The sequence below is a fragment of the Polynucleobacter sp. UK-FUSCHL-C3 genome (genome assembly GCF_040409815.1).
GTDB lineage: Bacteria > Pseudomonadota > Gammaproteobacteria > Burkholderiales > Burkholderiaceae > Polynucleobacter.
The window spans coordinates 1527018-1545534 of record NZ_CP099959.1; the positions used below are offsets into that span (position 1 = coordinate 1527018).

Consider the following 18517-nt stretch of genomic DNA (forward strand, 5'->3'; position numbering starts at 1 on the left):
GATGACTAGGTCTTTGGTAGGGTAACGCCGTGCTGACCTTGGTATTTGCCGCCGCGGTCTTTATAGGAGGTGCCACACACTTCATCGCTCTCGAAGAAAAGTACTTGAGCGCACCCTTCGCCTGCATAAATTTTGGCAGGCAATGGGGTCGTGTTTGAGAACTCGAGGGTGACATACCCCTCCCACTCTGGCTCAAATGGTGTGACGTTCACGATAATGCCGCAACGTGCATAGGTGCTTTTACCCACACAGATAGTTAAGACACTTCGCGGGATCTTGAAATACTCCACTGTCCGCGCCAATGCAAAGGAGTTGGGCGGGATGATACAGACATCACCCTTGAAATCCACAAACGATTTTTCATCAAACTGCTTAGGATCAACAATGGTGCTGTTGATGTTCGTAAAGATCTTGAACTCGTCGGCACAGCGAATGTCATAGCCATAGCTGGAGGTGCCATAACTCACAATTTTTTGGCCGGCGTCATTAGTGCGGATCTGGCCAGGCTCGAAGGGGCTAATCATCCCTTCCTCTGCCATCCGCCGTATCCAGTGATCAGATTTAATAGTCATGGCGGGATTGTAAGACTTTCATGCCCAACTGGGCAGAAGCGGGGGCTTTAAAGGCCTAGCTTGTCTGAAAAACCACACGCTCTGGGGCGTTATAGATCTCAAAGTGCTTACCCGAACAGCGGGACAGTAAGGTCAGGTGGGTCTTGCGAGCCAGTTCTAAGCCCATTTGCGTGACCCCAGAACGGGTGAGTAGGAAGGGAATACCCATCTGAGCCCCCTTGATCACCATCTCGGAGGTCAGGCGGCCAGTGGTAAAGAAAATCAGGTCATCGCCTTGACGGTTTGCCAACCACATCAGGCCCGAGATCGAATCCACAGCATTATGACGGCCAACATCCTCGATTAGATGAAGGAGCTGCACCTTTTCTCCGGCGCGCTCAAACACCGCACAGGCGTGTACTGAGCCTGCTTTTTTGTAGATGGTTTCATGTGCCCGAATCTGCTCTAGCAGATCTACAATCGCAGCTTGATGAAGTTTAGGACCCTCTGGTAAGCGAATTTGTGCCATATCTTCCATCAGGCCCCCGAACATGGTGCCCTGACCACAGCCAGTGGTCACCACCCGTTTGCTGGTGATTGCCTCGATATCGACAGTGCTTCGCCGTGTTTTAACTGCCGCAGAATCGGTTTCCCAATCCACCTGGATACTTTCGATATCTTCGGGCGACTCCACCAAACGTTGATTGCGTAAATAGCCCAATACCAGGGCCTCAGGAGCAGATCCCAGGGTCATTAAGGTGACAACCTCTCGTTTGTCGAGATAAATGGTCAGAGAGCGCTCACCGGGGATAAACGTAGGCTTGCGACGCCCCAACTCGTCGATAATCTCCACCTCATGTACCACCGGTACGGAGGCATTACTCATTGTGATTGGGTGTTCCCCGCTTGCAGCCATTGTGTCTCCATGATGCCAAACTAAACCCTATTTTGAGCTTATTTTGATCATTTAACCATTGTTGCCGACCATCACTTTAACCGCAGACTAAAATCATTGCTGAATCGATAAACATAAATATGCGTCAACTTCTAGTCACTTCCGCCCTGCCCTATGCCAATGGCCAAATCCACATTGGTCATTTGGTGGAATACGTACAAACCGATATTTGGGTGCGCTTTCAGAGAATGCGTGGTCATGAGGTCCATTATGTGGGCGCCGATGATACGCATGGTACGCCGATCATGTTGCGCGCTGAGAAAGAAGGGATCAGCCCCAAAGAGCTCATTGATAAGGTCTGGCATGAGCACAAGCGAGACTTCGATCACTTTTTAATTTCTTTCGATCACTACTACACCACCGATAGCCCTGAAAATGAGATGCTCTCACGCGAGATCTACCTCAAATTACGCGATGCCGGTTTAATTGAGAAGTGCGCGATTGAGCAAGCCTACGATCCCGTTAAAGAAATGTTTCTGCCAGATCGTTTCATTAAAGGTAACTGTCCAAAATGCGGTGCCGCCGATCAATATGGCGATTCTTGTGAAAAATGCGGCGCCACTTATGCACCAACCGATCTCAAAAATCCGTATTCGGTGGTGAGCGGCGCCACCCCCATTCGAAAAGTATCGGATCATTATTTTTTCAAGCTGTCAGACCCCCGTTGCGAATCCTTTCTTAGGGAGTGGACTCAAGTAAAGACCCCCTTACAAAGCGAAGCAAAAAATAAGATGAAAGAATGGGTTGGCATTGATGGAGATAGCAAGCTGGGTGACTGGGACATCTCACGCGATGCGCCTTACTTCGGCTTTGAGATCCCCGATGCACCGGGTAAATATTTTTATGTCTGGCTCGATGCCCCGATTGGCTACTACGCCAGCTTTCTGAAGTACTGCAAGGCTAAGGGTCTGAGCTTTGATGATTGGGTTAAGCCTGACAGCAAGACTGAGCAATACCATTTCATTGGTAAAGATATTTTGTATTTCCACACTCTATTCTGGCCGGCAACCCTGCATTTTTCTGGTTACCGTACCCCCACCAATATCTTTGCTCATGGCTTCTTAACAGTGGATGGTGAGAAGATGAGCAAATCACGGGGCACCTTGATATCTGCACATAGTGTGATTGAAGCAGGCCTTAATCCTGAATGGTTCCGCTATTACTTTGCGACCAAGTTAAATGCCAGCATGGAAGATCTTGATCTCAATTTGCAGGATTTTGTGGCGCGTGTTAATAGTGATCTCTTAGGTAAGTACATCAATATCGCGAGTCGTAGCGCTGGATTTTTAGTAAAACGCTTTGAGGGTCGAGTCTCCGATAGCGCCATGGCTCATCCCCTTCTTAGCACCATCACCAATGCAAATACAAGTATTGCTGAACTGTATGAGTCACGGGAATATGCCAAAGCAATTCGCCAGGTCATGGAACTGGCTGATCTAGTGAATGGCTTTGTGGATGAGAACAAACCATGGGATCTAGCTAAAGATCCTGCCCGCAGTGATCAACTGCATGAGGTTTGTAGCGTTATCCTCGAGTCCTTCCGCTGCTTGAGCCTTTACCTCAAGCCCGTATTGCCCCAGCTCGTTGCCAATGTAGAGATTTTCTTGGGAGTGCCAACAATGCAATGGCAGGATATCCAAACCCCCTTGCAGAGCAGTTCGCCGATTCAACCCTACAAACATTTGATGACGCGGGTTGAGCAAACCCAGCTTGACGAACTACTAAAACTCAATCTTTAAGGCCCCATCCAAAAATCGTTAATAATGGGGGGTAGTAGATTCTGTTTTATTCCATAACCTATTGATTTTATGAAGAAATATAAATCTCAAGTCACTCAATTTTTGGAGCAACTCAAGGCCCAAAAACCGCATCTCGAACAATCGCAGCGAGAAGGTCGAGCCCTATTATGGGATAAAACTCCTCAAAACCCCGAAGAGATGCGACGCACCAAACTAGCCCGCATTAAACAGCGTTCTTACGTTTACAGTAATGAGTGAGGAGCTCGAATCTCTTTCTAATGGACCATCCGAAGAAAAAATTGATGGTTTAAGTTCTGCGTTCGCCAAACTCTATGGCGAGCCCTTATTTAAATTACCGACCGATTTATACATCCCACCGGATGCCCTAGAAATCTTTCTGGAGGCGTTTGAAGGTCCACTTGATCTATTGCTGTACTTAATTCGTAAGCAAAACTTCAATGTGCTCGATATTCCGATGGCTGAGGTAACACAGCAATACTTGAGTTACATCGATCAAATTCGGCATCACAACTTAGAGCTTGCAGCCGAATATTTATTAATGGCTGCCATGCTGATTGAAATCAAATCACGCATGCTATTGCCTATGAAAAAAGCAGATAGCGATGAAGAGGTTGATGACCCGCGCGCTGAGTTGGTTCGTCGCTTGCTTGAATACGAGCGCATGAAATTAGCCGCTCAAGAACTAGATCGTATGCCACAGTTAGGTCGTGATTTTCAGGTAGCCCATGGCTATGTCGATACTACCGTTGCTATCACGTGGCCTGAAGTTAATTTAGAAGACCTACAAATGGCGTGGCGTGATGTACTCCATCGTGCCAAACTCAATCAACATCACACCATCACCCGTGAGCAATTATCGGTTCGAGATTTTATGACGCGTATCTTGCGCCGTTTACAGAACACCCGCTTTGTTGAGTTCAGCGAACTCTTTGAGGATGCCATCAAGGCTGGCAACGGCATCCCAGTGATTGTGGTGAACTTTATTGCCATGCTTGAACTCTCTCGCGAAGCACTGATTGAGATCACCCAAGCGGAACCCTACGCACCCATCTACGTCCGCTTGGCCTATACCCCGAGCGCATGAAAATCGTTACAGACATCCATGAGCTGCGTGATCACTTGCGCGGTCAAAACCGGGCTTCTTTTGTGCCAACTATGGGTAACCTCCATGAGGGTCACCTTTCCCTCATCCGAATAGCTCGTCAGCATGGCGATCCGGTAATCGCAAGTATTTTTGTTAATCGTTTGCAGTTTGGCCCCAATGAGGACTTTGACAAATACCCTCGCACGCTCGAAGAAGATGCCAGCAAGCTAGAGAAAGAAGGGGTTTATGTCCTGTTCGCACCTACCGAGCGGGTTTTATACCCCGAGCCACAAGAGTATCGTGTTGACCCGCCCAAGCAATTGGGGGATATCTTGGAAGGTGAGTTCCGACCTGGATTCTTTAAAGGAGTTTGCACAGTTGTACTAAAACTTTTTTCTTGTGTCCAACCCAAAGTGGCTGTCTTTGGTAAAAAAGATTACCAACAATTAATGATTATTCGGCAGATGGCACAACAATTTGCTCTACCTGTTGATATCGTTGCTGGAGAAACGATTCGTGCGGAAGACGGCTTGGCCCTCTCCTCGCGTAACAGTTTTTTATCCACCGAAGAGCGTAAGGAAGCGCCGCAGTTACAGATTGCACTACAAAATCTTCGTCACGAGATCCAAACGCTTCAGTCTTCATCGCTAGCTCTTACCCCAAATCAATTAATGATATTGGAACAAAAAGTAATTGAGACCCTTAAAGATCGAGGTTGGGCTGCTGACTATATTGCTATTCGTAAACGCACTAATCTGTTGGCGCCAAATGCCGAGGACCTTGCGTCCAAGGAAGAGTTGGTTATTTTGACTGCTGCTAAATTAGGTAAAACGCGCTTAATTGATAATCTTGAGGTCTAGGCTAGGCGTCAAAGAACTGGCCAAGTTGCAATCCTAACGAAGCGCTGAGTTCTGCTCCAGACACCTTACTTCCTTTACCTACCTTAGCTTTTAGGATCTCGATCTGACCGCCATGACAGGCGACCTTAAACGAATCATTGCCGATCTCAACAATCTCGCCAGGCTTACCTTTGACTGATCCAAAAGTTGCTGTGACATGTTTGCGCACATCATAGATTTGGACCTTCTCACCATTTAATGGAGTCCATGCGCCCGGCGCCGGATTACAGGCACGAATCAAGTTATATATCTGGTTAACATGATTTGACCAATGAATGCGTGCGGCCGCCTGATCGAACCAACCTTCATAATTAGCCTGTGACTCGTCTTGCACAATCTCTTTATGTTTACCTGCTGCCACTAAATCAGCAGCCTCTAGCAATGCTTGGATACCTAATGGGAAAAGGTGGTTGAAGTAAACCTGACCTAGTGTGTCATCGGGTCCGATCGGAGCCTCTTTTTGCAAAATGATTTCGCCCTCGTCCAAACCATCAGAGGGGCGAAAAATAGTTAAGCCGGTTTTGGTCTCGCCCAATGCAATCGACCATCCAATCGCACTGGGGCCGCGATACTTAGGCAGCAAGGAAGGGTGATACTGAATGGTTCCAAAGCGGGGGATCTTGACTAAATCTTGCGGCACAAATTGCAATACATAAGCCATCACACAAATATCGGCCTTGCTATCACGCATCGCTTGGGCAGCCTCTGGACCTTTCAGGCTCGGAAATTGCAGCATGGTAAGACCGCGGGCTAATGCGGTCTCCTTTAAGATCTCAGGCTTAGTCGCCTTGGGATTATCAGGAGGACAAAATACAGCAACGACTTCATCGCCCCGCTCTAAAAATGCCTCTAGGGCTGCCTTACCAAAGTCTTGACTACCAATCAGAGCCACGCGCATATTAGATTACTTTCTTGTGGCGTAAATCAATCAATTGATCGACATTAAATCCTAACTCTTGCAAGATCTCATCGGTATGTTCGCCCAATAATGGCGATCGGATCACTTCCGTTGGACTGTCGGATAGCTTAATGGGATTGCCGACAGTCAGGTACTTGCCGCGGATTGGATGATCTACCTCAACCACGGTACCCGTTGCTCGTAGTGCGGGCTCCTCCGCAATTTCTTTCATGGATAAGATCGGACCACACGGCACATCGTATTTATTGAGAATATTCATCACCTCAAACTTGGTTAAGGTCATGGTCCATTTCTCGATCTCTGCAAAGATACCCATCAAACGGGGTAAGCGCGCCATTGGCGAAGCATAATCTTTATCGGTAATCCAATCCTCGCGACCAATAACCTTACAAATTGCCTCCCAAACAGCTGCCTGCACGACAACATAAATATAAGAATTAGGGTCCGTTTCCCAGCCTTTGCATTTCAGAATCCAGCCAGGCTGTCCCCCGCCCGATGCATTTCCAGCACGGGGCACTGCATCACCAAACTTGCCGTTGGGAAACTGGGGATATTCTTGCATCGTACCGTTACGATCCAGGCGCTGTTGATCGCGTAGCTTTACGCGACACAGATTTAATACAGCATCTTGCATCGCGGCATTAACCTTCTGACCCTTACCAGAATGAGTACGGTGATATAGCGCGGTCACAATCCCCAACGCAAGGTGCAAACCAGTACCGCTATCACCAATCTGAGCGCCAGTAACTAGAGGTGGGCCATCATCAAATCCTGTAGTGGATGCTGAGCCGCCAGCACATTGGGCAACGTTCTCATAAACCTTGCAGTCCTCATAGGGACCGGGGCCAAAGCCTTTGATCGAGGCCATGATCATGCCCGGATTGAGCGATTGGATATGCTCCCAAGTAAAACCCATGCGATCCAAGGCGCCGGGTGCGAAGTTCTCAACCAAAACATCGCACTTCTTGATTAAGCGCTCCAGAATGTCTTTACCTTCAGGTGTTTTAGTGTTTACTGTGATCGAACGCTTGTTGTGGTTCAGCATAGTGAAATACAAACTATCCGCATCAGGAATGTCTTGTAATTGATTACGGGTAGCATCCCCTTCGCCCGAGCGCTCTACCTTAATAACGTCTGCGCCAAACCAAGCGAGTAGCTGCGTGCAGGTTGGTCCTGATTGAACATGGGTGAAATCAAGGATCTTGATCCCCTCAAGTGCTTTTGCCATAAAAAAGTCCTAAGAAAAGTATGAAATTTTGATTAAATCCATTTTACCAGCGCCAGTATTGGCTGAAATAGGCCGTTGACCCAAAATTGGAAAAGGGGCTAGAAACTAGATGGGCTATGACATTTTCCCAGTCTGACCCTGTAAATGTCTTAACGAGTGGTAAAAAAAATGGCGCCCGATTGAGGCGCCATTCTTAAAAAACCGAAGTAAAACTAGCTAAATTACACAGCCTTAGCGGTATGCAAATGAGCAATTTGCTCTTTGGAGTATCCCAAATCAGTCAGGACCTCATCGGTGTGCTCACCCAATACTGGAGATGGCTTAACCTCTACCTTTAGCTCAGAGAACTTGATTGGGCTACCAATGGTTAGGTACTTACCGCGCACCTTGTGATCGACTTCCACGATTGATCCGCTCTCGCGAAGATCGGGAGACTCCGCAAGTTCTTTCATCGACAACACTGGTGAGCACGGAATATCAAACTTACGCAAGATGTCAACTGCCTCATACTTGGTCTTATCTTTTAACCAATCTTCAATGGTGGCGAAGATGTCAAAAATCTTATCCTGACGAGCTTGCGCAGTCATGTAGGCTGGATCGGTCGCCCACTCTGGTTTGCCCAATGCCTTGGTAATTGGTTCCCAAGCATGTCCCTGAATCGTGAAATAAATATAGGCATTAGGATCAGTCTCCCAGCCTTTGCACTTTAAGACCCAGCCTGGCTGTCCACCACCGCCGGCATTACCACCGCGGGGTACGACATCACTAAACTTGCCATGAGGATATTGTGGATATTCTTCAAGGTAACCAACACGGTCAAGACGCTGCTGATCACGCAACTTCACGCGACAGAGGTTCAATACGGCATCTTGCATCGAGCAAGCAACCTTTTGTCCTTTACCAGTCTTCTGACGATGCATCAATGCGGTCAAAATACCAATAGCTAAGTGCATACCAGTATTGCTGTCGCCCAAGGCAGCGGCTGAAACGGTTGGAGGGCCATCCCAGAAACCAGTAGTTGAGGCAGCACCACCGGCGCACTGAGCTACGTTCTCATAAACCTTGAGGTCTTCATAAGAGTGGCCATCTGAGAAGCCTTTCACAGAAGCCAAAATCATTTTGGGGTTCAGTTCCATGATGCGCTCCCATGAGAATCCCATGCGATCTAGGGCGCCTGGTCCAAAGTTCTCTACCATGACATCCGAAACCTTGATCAACTTCTCCAGTACCTCTTTACCCTCAGCTGTTTTGGTATCAAGTGTTAAAGAACGCTTATTACCATTGAGCATGGTGAAGTACAACGCATCCGCGTCTGGAATGTCGCGCAATTGACTGCGTGTTACGTCACCAGATCCTGGACGCTCAACCTTAATTACATCGGCACCATAAAAGCCCAGTAACTGAGTACATGCTGGTCCAGCTTGCACGTGGGTGAAATCGATAATACGAATTCCGTCTAGTGGTTTGGTCATCTTGAATCTCCTTTGGACTCTAAATCAATTAATCAGATTACTTCTTTGTTGCTGTCGATGCCGGATTTAGATTGGTTAAACGACCGCTCTCGGTTCCAGCAGTTTCATCAATCACCGCATTAATTACCGTTGGCTTACCAGAAGCCAGTGACTGGTTCAATGCATCCATCAGCTCTTGTGGGGTGGTGGCATTAAAGCCAACCCCGCCAAAGGCTTCCATCATCTTGTCGTAACGAGCGTTCTTCACAAACACAGTTGGTGCTACATCAGCACCACCGGTTGGATTAACGTCAGTACCGCGATACACACCGTTGTTGTTAAAGACAACTGTGATGATCGGTAGGTTGTAACGGCAGATGGTTTCAAGCTCCATTCCGCTAAAGCCAAAAGCACTATCGCCCTCAATCGCTATCACAGGCTGCTTGCTGACAACTGCAGCACCAATGGCATAACCCATGCCAATACCCATAATGCCCCAGGTTCCAGAGTCAAAGCGCTTGCGTGGCTTATACATATTGACGATACTTCTGGCGTAGTCCAATGTATTGGCACCTTCGTTCACGATATTTACATCGGGATTGGCTTTCACAACATCCCGAATGACGCGTAAGGCACTGTGGAAGTTCATTGGGGATGGGTTCTTAGAAAGAGTCTCCTCCATCTTCGCAATATTCTTATCGCTCTTTTCTTTAATTGCGCTAAGCCACTCTGAACTTGGCTTAGGAACGCTAGCTATCTGCTTCAAAAGCTCATTAACACAGGAGCCAACATCTCCAATCACCGGTGCAGCGATCGGGACGTTGCTATCAATCTCAGTTGGTGCAATATCAATCTGAATAAATTTCTTCAAATGGTTGCCCCAGGTCTTGCCCTTACCGTGAGCCAAGAGCCAGTTCAAACGGGCACCGATCAACATGACCGTATCTGCTTCTGACAATACGAATGAGCGGGCTGCAGATGCGCATTGTGGATGCGTATCGGGCAGCAAGCCTTTGGCCATCGACATGGGCAAATATGGAATACCAGACTTCTCAACTAAATCTTTGATCTCCTGATCAGCTTGAGCATATGCCGCACCCTTACCTAGAAGAATTAAAGGACGCTTGGCTGATTTCAATACATCAATAGCGCGCTTTACTGCGTCTGCTGCAGGTATTTGCTTTGGGGCCGCATCAATGACGCGGAATAAAGACTCTTTACCCTTTTGAGCAGGAATGCTTTGACCTAAAAGCTGGGCAGGAAGATCCAAGTAAACGCCACCTGGACGACCAGATACCGCTGCACGAATTGCACGCGCTACACCAATGGCAATATCTTCAGCCTTATTAACACGATAAGAAGCTTTGGCGTATGGTTTGGCCGCATTGAGCTGATCCATCTCTTCATAATCGCCTTGCTGTAAATCCACAATCTCGCGCTCGCTGGAGCCAGAGATCAAAATCATGGGGAAGCAATTTGTGGTGGCATTAGCGAGTGCGGTTAAGCCATTCAAAAATCCTGGGGCAGAAACCGTTAAGCAGATGCCAGGCTTTTGAGTCATGTAACCAGCGATCGATGCTGCATTACCGGCATGTTGCTCGTGACGAAATCCAATAAATCGCATTCCCTCTGCCTGCGCCAAGCGTGCAAGGTCTGTAATGGGAATACCAACCAAGCCGAAGATGGTGTCAATATCATTTGCTTTCAGAGCATCGATCACCAGATGAAAACCATCAGTTAATGGGGCGTCTTCTGCCGTACTGTTTGCAGAATGCTCTTTGGTCGCTGTCAACATAAGCTTGTCTCTCTCATTGGGATTGGTGGTCTTCAACATTACCTCCTTAAAAAAGGGTCTCAGTTGAACTGAGACGAATCTTAGGTCTGCGCGGGTGGATCAGCATTGACTTTCGTCAATTTCCCCTAAAATCCAATAAATACTTAGGGTTAGCTCGTATTTCATGGGCCCAAAACTCTGATGACTTATACAAAAAGCTCTTTATGCTTACTCTTAAGCCTACTTAGAGTTTCTGGGGAAAGATTGAGATAGGCCGCTAGTTCTTTCTTGGGCAAAACCTCAAAAAGGTTCTCATACTTGCGCAAGAAGCGCTCAACTCGACCAGGGGCGTCCAACATGTGAAGCGTGATGGTATGAGCCATAATTTCGCTCATTAAGCGCATAACCTCAAACTCAAAACTCTCTTTTAATTTAGGGTGAGCATCCAAAAACTCAGCCCATTTCTTCAGAGGCATACGCGCAACCCGTGCTTTGGTAACTGAGGCAATACTGTATGGCGCTGATCGTTGAAGGCGCCAAGCTGCATAACTCGTTTCAATATCTTGCTCGATTGCAAAACGCAGAATCATCTCTTTGGCATCAGCGCTTGACACAATCCGTTTCAGAATCCCGTCCAACACAAAATATTGCTCCATCTGATAGCTGCCCTGACGCAATAAAATCTCAGACTTCTTTAGATCAGAAATCTCCAAAGAACCCTCTAACTCAGCCATGCTGTTTTGATCTAAGCTTTGTAAAACAATGTTCTGGCTTAGCTGCAAGCGGATGAGATTCTTTTCGGGATGCTTATCGAGTATGGTCATAATTCCTTTACCGTAACCCCTCATTGTAAGCCTTGAAAAGTAGCAAATAAGAGCTTTCCTGAGTCATAAATAGGGTAATATTGCTAGGTCGTGGTGCCCGAATGCTTTGCATTGGGGTTAAACGGGAAACACTATCCAAACGTGTGCTGCCCCCGCAACGGTAAGTGAATGTGCCAACACATCGGCACTAAGGTTTGATAAGCCACTGTGTAGTCAACATGGGAAGGCTAAACCCCAAAGTTCACCAGCCCGGATACCGGCCAAGACAGGTGGAATTTCGCGGACGGGGACCTTCGCGCGCCGAGGAAAGCGCTCGTTCTATACCCGCGCCCAATTGACGCACTTATCCCTATCCAAGCATTTCTGTATCGCTCGCTAACGGGGAAGTTGGCAAGCATTACAACGTAGGGAATCATCATGCAATCATGCATATCAGTAAGGCCATCTTTAAAAAAGGTGGCGAAGTTATCTGTCTTTGCTTTACTAGCAGCAACTCTTATTCATACCCAAGCCGTAATGGCACAAAGCAGCAGTGTCTCAGTAGTAAATGCCAACAGCTCAATCGATCCTGTCATTGTCACCGCAACACGAACTCCTACTCGGGCTAATGATGTTCTTGCCGACTATGTCTATATTGGTCCTGAAGAAATTGCGGATGCAGGGCAATCAAGTTTGGTACAGCTGCTGCAGAGACAGCGAGGTGTGGAAATATCCAGTAACGGTGGTAGTGGAGCGATCGCAAGCGTCTTCTTGCGAGGAGCAAACTCAGGACAAACTCTAGTTTTGATCGATGGGGTTCGCTCCCAATCAACAAACTCAGGTTCACCTTCCTGGCAAGCGATCCCTTTGTCAATAATTGATCACATTGAAATTATTTTTGGACCACAAAGTAGTTTGTATGGCTCCGATGCAATTGGGGGTGTAGTGCAGATATTCACAAAAACGGGTGAGGGCCCCATTCAAGTAGGAGCCTCTACTGGATATGGAACTTATGGCACCTCAATTTCTGATGCGAGTATTTATGGCAGCACATCGGGTGATCAAAAAATTAGGTACTCCTTGAGCGCTACTGCAGAGAATGCAGCTGGTTTTAACACCATTGCTACAAATAATTCTTCTCGTAGTTTTTACAACACAACACAAATAATGGGCTATACCCGTACTGGGGCGGCTGGTAAGTTAAGTCAAGAATGGTCAAAAGGGCAAGAGTTAGGTTTGCAAGTGTTTGCCAGCAGAAATAATGGCCAATACCCAGTCTTCTCAAGTTCAAAGCCAATCGGAAATCAAATTAATGATGTGAGTACATATGCCTTATTTTCAAAAAATCAATTTACGGATAACTGGAAAAGCTTATTACAAATCGCACAATCCTATGATTTGGGTCAGGCATTAACTCCAACAAGTAATGCTGTTACTAACTCGCGACAAAATATATACACTTGGCAAAATGATATTACTGTGGGTAAAGACTTAGTTCAGTTAGTGGCAGAGCGAAAAATAGCATCAGTTTATTCAACCTCGGGTAGCGGTCTTAGTCGAGATCAGACAACTAACTCATTTGCTGGCGCATATCAATTGAAACGCGAATCGCATTTGGGTAATATTAGTTTACGTAGTGACAATATTACGGACTATGGCCCTCAAACTACCGGAAATATTGCATATGGATATTTTTTTACTAAGCAATTTCGAACCAATATCAATTACGGAACAGGATTTAAGGCGCCATCATTTTATGATCTTTACTATCCAAATTACGGCGTCTCCACTCTAAAATCTGAGAAAAGTAAAAATAGTGAAATCGGATTACATTATGAAACCAAAGCGTTTGATATTCGCATCATCGGCTATAGCAACACTATTTCAAACTTGATTCAATATTCAAGTAGTGGCTGTCCCACAGGGTATAGCTCTTGCGCAAGTAACGTTGCAAATGCCAAGATTACTGGCTTATCAATAGGCGGCGCTATTAGATCGGGATATTTTTCTTTGAGAGGTTCCTTTGACCAACAAAATCCTATTGATGAGAGTACAGGTTTTGTTTTAGCAAAACGCGCTCGTCAATTTGGAAATATTGGAACAGAATACAAAACGAGCAAATCAGCTTTTGGAGCAGAAGGTACACTCCAGGCCAATCGAAATGACTTCAGTAATACAGGATATATGGGCGGCTATGCAATCTACAACCTATACGGCAATTATGAGTTTGCCAAAGACTGGACCTTGTTTGGGCGTTGGAACAATATCTTCAACAAAGATTATCAACTTTCATATGGTTACAACACCCCGGGATCCAATCTTTTTGTGGGAGTGCGGTATGCTATGAAATAATCATTTTTGGGCTAATTTAGGTCTAAAATGATCCCTTAAGTTAAGGAGAGTACATGTTGAATTTATCGACCAAACAAACTGTTGTGATAGCAGTCGCTTTCTCCTTGGTCTTATGGGCAACTCGGGGGCAACATGTTGCCTCTTTGTTTGGTCTGCCAGATGCTACTTGGGCTATCTCCTTCATGGTGGGCTTTTTATTTGGCCCCCTTCTCTTTTTAGTAATCTTGGCTCAGGCCTTTCTGGTTGATTACTTGGCGATGGGTAATTCTTTAATGAATATGGCTTACTTTTCTCTCATCCCTGCCTACCTAGCTTTGTACTTAACTGGTAAATGGTTTCGGGGTCAGTATGACAAGCAAGGTCTGACATTGGGTGCTTTTGCACTGTCCTTTATTGGCGGTATTGCAATTTGTGAGCTTGTTTCAAGTGGCTCATTCTATTTTCAGAAGAGTACAGCTTCGTTGAGTGGCTTTGTTGAGCTCTTTGGTCAGTATTTCTTTGGCAATTTGTTCTTTGCCTTTTGCTATGTGCTGGTTTCCTCGCTCGCCTTCTATCTAATGGTTGGCGCCACGAACAAAAAGCTGGCGTAAGCACTAATCAACCCCATCCACATGGCGCACGATTCTTTAGAACAAATCCTGCGTCGTCTCTCTGAGAAGATGAAGATGGTGAACTCTTCTGTTGAGGCTTTGCGCCAAGATCGCATCATGTTAGAAGGCAAGATCGAAGATGCCCAAAAACGGATTGAACATATTCTGAAGCGCTTGCCCGAGCAAAACGATTCTCGCCAAATGAACTTATTGACTGATACCACTCCGCCTGTAGATAAGGATCATGACTCAACAACGCATTGAAGTAAGCCTTGCTGGCCACAAAATCACCCTTGCTACTACTAGCGATCATGAACCCTTATTGCGCGAGGCATGCGCCTTTGCGGATGAGCAAATACAACTAGCGCTTGCGAGTGGTAATAAAAGTATTGAGCGCGCTGCGATGATGGCTGCCATTAAATTAGCTGGCGAGTTAATTCAGGCGCAGAAGATGATTGCTCAATCCTCCCCTAATCCTCAGGTTAATCCTGAACACCTCATTCAAATTGAACAGGAAGTTCTTGCACTTGAACAGCAAGTAGACTCCCTCATGAAAACCCTTTCCCTGCCTGGTGCGCCAAGGCCAATAGTTCCTTGAACCGATGCGTAAGCATACGGAACGGGCATTGCAGTATGGGCGCGAGCGTCTGATCGATCTACAGTGCGGGCTTGTCTTGCACTCCCTGGGTCATTTGATGCACCCGAAGTATTGCTACCGTACCACCTTGAACTTTAGGGTTCAGGATGACGGCCTAGCGCCCAAGGCGGGGAACCTTTCATGCTTCTAACCGATATCGCCATACTTTTGGTTTGTGGTGCCTGCGCTGGATTCTTGGCAGGCCTACTTGGAATTGGTGGAGGGATGATTCTAGTGCCCTTCATGATCATCGTGTTTAATCACCAAAACTTTAGCCAAGAGATCATCGTGCACATGGCGATTGCTACAGGCATGACTACTATTTTATTTACCTCGCTTTCTGCAATTTGGGCTCATCACAAACACGGCTCGATTAACTGGCCATTAGTAACCGGTTTTACCCCCGGAATTATTGCTGGTAGTTTTGTAGGGGGCAGCGAGCTCTTTGATGCATTCAATACTGGCTGGCTATCACTCTTTTTTGCAGTCTTTATTGTGTATACCTCGATCCAGATGTTTATCAATAAGAAGCCAAAGCCTGAGCGTGAGCTCCCTGGCAAAGTTGGCTTATTCTCATATGGCGCTTTTTCTGGAGCCCTCTCTAGTCTGCTAGGAGCTGGCGGTGCCTTTGTGACCGTACCATTCATGATCTGGTGCAATGTGAAACCACATATTGCGATGGCAACTTCATCCGGTTTGGGATTTCCGATTGCATTGGCATCGACGCTTGGCTATGTATTTGGTAGCTATGGCCGCACAGACCTTCCAGTCGGCTCCTTTGGCTATATTTATCTACCCGCAGTAGCTTGTATTGTTGCTACCAGCATCTTTACGGCGCCGCTTGGGGCAAAACTAGCTCGCAAGCTAAATGTCGTTCAGTTAAAGCGTGTTTTTGGAGTAATGCTAATGTTCTTGGCTTTGTTTATGTTCAATGAAGCCCGCAAGGCATTGATTACTTAATGACTGTATTGCTCACGTAGTATATTTTTCTGCACTTTGCCCATTGCGTTACGTGGCAGACTTTCTAAAATCTCTACCCGCTTTGGCACCTTAAAGTTTGCAATCTTTAACTTGAGCGCATCAATCATTGTCTGGCCATTTAGTTTGATACCTGGCTTAGGAACCACAAGAGCCATCACCGCTTCACCAAAATCTTTGTGCGGTATACCAATCACAGCACTTTCTTCAACACCATCCATGTCATCGATAAAACTCTCGATTTCCTTGGGGTAGACGTTATACCCACCCGAGATGATTAAATCCTTATTGCGGCCAACGATGCAAAGATAATGATTAGGCACCTTCCCAGCACTTGTTTCTCCACCCCAGCGACCGACATCACCGGTCTTAAACCAACCATCGTTCGTAAACTCTTCGGCGGTCTTCTCGGGCATACGCCAGTAGCCCTTAAAAATATTGGGGCCACGTACTTCAATGCCGCCGATTTCATCTGGACCACAGAGCTTTCCAGAGTCGCCAACCATGCGCACCTCAACACCAGGCAACACAACCCCGACTGAACCACCAATCCGTTCCCCCTGATAGGGATTAGAGACCAGCATCACGGTCTCACTCATGCCATAACGCTCAAGAATAGTATGACCGCTTACTTTTTGGAAATTATTAAATGTTTCTGTTAGCAAAGGAGCGGAGCCTGATACAAATAGTCGCATATTCTTACAAACTTCTTTATTGAAGTTTGGATCTATTAAGAGCCGAACATAGAAAGTCGGGACACCCATCATCACCGTAGAGCGTGGCAAGTGCTTAATAAGCTGTGCAGTATCTAATCGTGGCAACCAAATCATTTTGCTACCGTTGATTAATGCGCCATGAGCGGCTACAAAGAGACCATGGACATGAAAGATAGGTAGGGCATGCAAAAGTACATCTCCCTCTTTCCATCCCCAGAACTTGTTTAAGACCAGGGCATTGCTACCTAAGTTACCATGGGTCAACATGGCGCCTTTACTTCGGCCTGTTGTACCCGATGTATACAAAATAGCTGCTAGCTCATCATCGGCCTTAGTAACTGTCTTAAATTGATCTGCACAATGCGATGCTCGCTCAAGCAGCGAACCACTGCGGTTATCGTCTAAGGTAAATACGTTCTTAGTGCCAGCCTTAAATGCGACTTTGGAAATCCAAGAAAAGTTTTTGGTGCTGCACACAACCACCGCAGGCTCGGCATTTTCAATAAAGTACTGAATCTCAGACTCTTGATAAGCAGTGTTCAGGGGCAAATAAACATAGCCAGCCCGTAATGTGGCTAGATAAAGAAATAAGGCTTCTGGAGATTTTTCAACCTGAACCGCCACTCGAGAGCCCAAGGGTAACTTAAGGCTCTTGAGGAGGTTCGCCATCATGGCTGTGGCGCGATCGATATCACGCCACGAGTAATACAAGCCGTCCGGGGTTTCTAGTGCACAATCTTCGCGATTCTTGGGAAAACCTTTTTCTAATAATGCAAATAAGTTCACTACAAAACCCTCACGGACAAAAACAAATCATTAATCGAGCTTAGCGCCTGATTTTTTAACTACCTCTGCCCAACGATTGACATCAGCCGCAACCAACTGACCAAATGCTGGGCCATATAAGTTAGGGGTCTCCGCACCGTTGCTAGTCCAAATTGCTTTTAGCTTGGGTGTATTCAAAGCCTTCTGAACTTCTGCGGTCATCTTGTCGATGATTGGTTTAGGTGTTCCTGCTGGAGCAAACATGGCATACCAAGTCGATACTTTGTAATCTGGCAAACCTGCTTCTGCAAATGTTGGCACATTCGGAATTGCAGGATTACGTTTATCAGCAGCAACTGCAATAGCAACCAACTTACCGGCATTAATTTGTGGGGCTGAAGTGCCAAGACCATCAAACTCAAGATCAACCTGACCTGCTAATAGATCACTCATTGCAGGACCGGCGCCACGGTATGGGATATGAACAATGAAGGTACCGGTTTGGATCTTGAACAACTCACCAGCAAGGTGATGCACTGTGCCACTACCAGCACTTGCAAAGTTGTATTTACCAGGATTCTTCTTCATTAGCGCTATAAAATCTTTAAGATTTCGGGCGCTGACTCGACCTGGGTTAACAACCAATACTTGCGGTACGCTGGCTAAAAGAGCAACTGGTATAAAACTCTTCTGAATATCGTAGTCGAGCGTTTTATACATGGAGGGAGCAATGGTGTGATGGGATGCACCAATAAACCAGGTATAGCCATCAGGAGCTGCTTTCGCAGCGACCGATGCACCGACAGTGCCACCAGCACCACCACGATTATCAATAATGACCTGCTTGCCCAACTGCTCGGTCAACTGAGCTGCTATGGGGCGTGCAAATGCATCGGTACCACCACCGGCTGGGAATGGGTTCAAAAACGTTATTGTTTTAACGGGCCACTCTTGAGCCATGGCAGTACTAGAAATACCCAGTACAGCTAATAAGCCAACTAATACGCCAGCAATTCTTGTCTTTGGACTAAAAACCATTTTGTTTGTCTCCTCTT

Annotated in this window: 17 protein-coding genes, 1 other RNA gene, 1 pseudogene and 1 riboswitch; of the genes and pseudogenes, 10 read left to right on the forward strand and 9 right to left on the reverse strand. The window is 46.5% G+C overall.

What is annotated here, in order from left to right:
* Positions 1 to 5: 5 nt before the first annotated feature.
* The gene (gene dcd, locus NKE59_RS07755) at positions 6 to 572 is read right to left on the reverse strand and encodes a dCTP deaminase (RefSeq protein ID WP_353438408.1); all 567 of its coding nucleotides are present in this window, start codon (positions 570 to 572) and stop codon (positions 6 to 8) included.
* 55 nt (positions 573 to 627) lie between these two features.
* Positions 628 to 1467 (reverse strand): formate dehydrogenase accessory sulfurtransferase FdhD, encoded by an 840-nt coding sequence (locus NKE59_RS07760; RefSeq protein ID WP_353438409.1) that lies wholly within the window; start codon positions 1465 to 1467, stop codon positions 628 to 630.
* A gap of 113 nt (positions 1468 to 1580) precedes the next feature.
* Between NKE59_RS07760 and metG the strand changes: the two genes are divergently transcribed.
* The 4 genes from metG to panC all read left to right on the forward strand — a co-directional run bounded on the left by metG (position 1581) and on the right by panC (position 5210).
* Positions 1581 to 3245, forward strand: coding sequence for a methionine--tRNA ligase (metG, locus tag NKE59_RS07765; protein ID WP_353439932.1), 1665 nt, complete (start codon positions 1581 to 1583; stop codon positions 3243 to 3245).
* 69 nt (positions 3246 to 3314) lie between these two features.
* Positions 3315 to 3503, forward strand: a complete 189-nt coding sequence (locus NKE59_RS07770) for a DUF3460 family protein (RefSeq protein WP_353438410.1) — start codon at positions 3315 to 3317, stop codon at positions 3501 to 3503.
* A complete protein-coding gene (locus NKE59_RS07775; protein WP_353438411.1) occupies positions 3496 to 4350 on the forward strand; it encodes a ScpA family protein in 855 nt (284 codons plus the stop codon). Before NKE59_RS07770 ends, NKE59_RS07775 begins: the two co-directional genes overlap by 8 nt.
* Positions 4347 to 5210, forward strand: coding sequence for a pantoate--beta-alanine ligase (gene panC / locus NKE59_RS07780; RefSeq protein WP_353438412.1), 864 nt, complete (start codon positions 4347 to 4349; stop codon positions 5208 to 5210). The genes NKE59_RS07775 and panC overlap by 4 nt, the downstream gene beginning before the upstream one ends.
* Before the next feature lies 1 nt (position 5211).
* Here panC and NKE59_RS07785 read toward each other — a convergent pair whose 3' ends face one another.
* The 5 genes from NKE59_RS07785 to NKE59_RS07805 form a co-directional block, all read right to left on the reverse strand.
* Complete coding sequence (locus NKE59_RS07785; protein ID WP_353438413.1) at positions 5212 to 6147, reverse strand: methionyl-tRNA formyltransferase; 936 nt, start codon at positions 6145 to 6147, stop codon at positions 5212 to 5214.
* 1 nt (position 6148) lies between these two features.
* A complete protein-coding gene (gene frc / locus NKE59_RS07790; protein WP_353438414.1) occupies positions 6149 to 7396 on the reverse strand; it encodes a formyl-CoA transferase in 1248 nt (415 codons plus the stop codon).
* 221 nt (positions 7397 to 7617) lie between these two features.
* Complete coding sequence (frc, locus tag NKE59_RS07795) at positions 7618 to 8868, reverse strand: formyl-CoA transferase (RefSeq protein ID WP_353438415.1); 1251 nt, start codon at positions 8866 to 8868, stop codon at positions 7618 to 7620.
* Between the two features lie 37 nt (positions 8869 to 8905).
* Positions 8906 to 10642, reverse strand: coding sequence for an oxalyl-CoA decarboxylase (gene oxc, locus NKE59_RS07800; RefSeq protein WP_353439934.1), 1737 nt, complete (start codon positions 10640 to 10642; stop codon positions 8906 to 8908).
* Between the two features lie 185 nt (positions 10643 to 10827).
* Positions 10828 to 11445, reverse strand: a complete 618-nt coding sequence (locus NKE59_RS07805; protein WP_353438416.1) for a Crp/Fnr family transcriptional regulator — start codon at positions 11443 to 11445, stop codon at positions 10828 to 10830.
* A gap of 74 nt (positions 11446 to 11519) precedes the next feature.
* Positions 11520 to 11725, forward strand: a riboswitch (cobalamin riboswitch).
* 176 nt (positions 11726 to 11901) lie between these two features.
* On the opposite strand from NKE59_RS07805, the gene NKE59_RS07810 reads away from it, so the two are divergent.
* From NKE59_RS07810 to NKE59_RS07835, 6 genes and pseudogenes are all read left to right on the forward strand, one after another.
* Complete coding sequence (locus NKE59_RS07810) at positions 11902 to 13776, forward strand: TonB-dependent receptor (protein WP_353438417.1); 1875 nt, start codon at positions 11902 to 11904, stop codon at positions 13774 to 13776.
* Between the two features lie 53 nt (positions 13777 to 13829).
* Positions 13830 to 14366, forward strand: a complete 537-nt coding sequence (locus tag NKE59_RS07815; RefSeq protein ID WP_353438418.1) for a hypothetical protein — start codon at positions 13830 to 13832, stop codon at positions 14364 to 14366.
* A 21-nt stretch (positions 14367 to 14387) separates the two neighbouring features.
* Entirely contained in the window at positions 14388 to 14630 is a 243-nt protein-coding gene (locus NKE59_RS07820) for a hypothetical protein (protein ID WP_353438419.1), read from the forward strand.
* A pseudogene (locus NKE59_RS07825) lies at positions 14611 to 14832 on the forward strand (cell division protein ZapA); the annotation flags it as partial. The gene NKE59_RS07820 and the pseudogene NKE59_RS07825, both read left to right, overlap by 20 nt.
* Positions 14833 to 14925: 93 nt before the next feature.
* Positions 14926 to 15141: non-coding RNA, 6S RNA (gene ssrS, locus NKE59_RS07830), on the forward strand.
* Positions 15142 to 15144: 3 nt separating this feature from the next.
* Positions 15145 to 15963, forward strand: coding sequence for a sulfite exporter TauE/SafE family protein (locus NKE59_RS07835; RefSeq protein ID WP_353438420.1), 819 nt, complete (start codon positions 15145 to 15147; stop codon positions 15961 to 15963).
* Here NKE59_RS07835 and NKE59_RS07840 read toward each other — a convergent pair.
* Positions 15960 to 17483, reverse strand: coding sequence for a malonyl-CoA synthase (locus tag NKE59_RS07840; protein ID WP_353438421.1), 1524 nt, complete (start codon positions 17481 to 17483; stop codon positions 15960 to 15962). The genes NKE59_RS07835 and NKE59_RS07840 overlap by 4 nt on opposite strands.
* Positions 17484 to 17513: 30 nt before the next feature.
* Positions 17514 to 18500, reverse strand: coding sequence for a tripartite tricarboxylate transporter substrate binding protein (locus NKE59_RS07845; RefSeq protein WP_353438422.1), 987 nt, complete (start codon positions 18498 to 18500; stop codon positions 17514 to 17516).
* Positions 18501 to 18517: the final 17 nt, after the last annotated feature.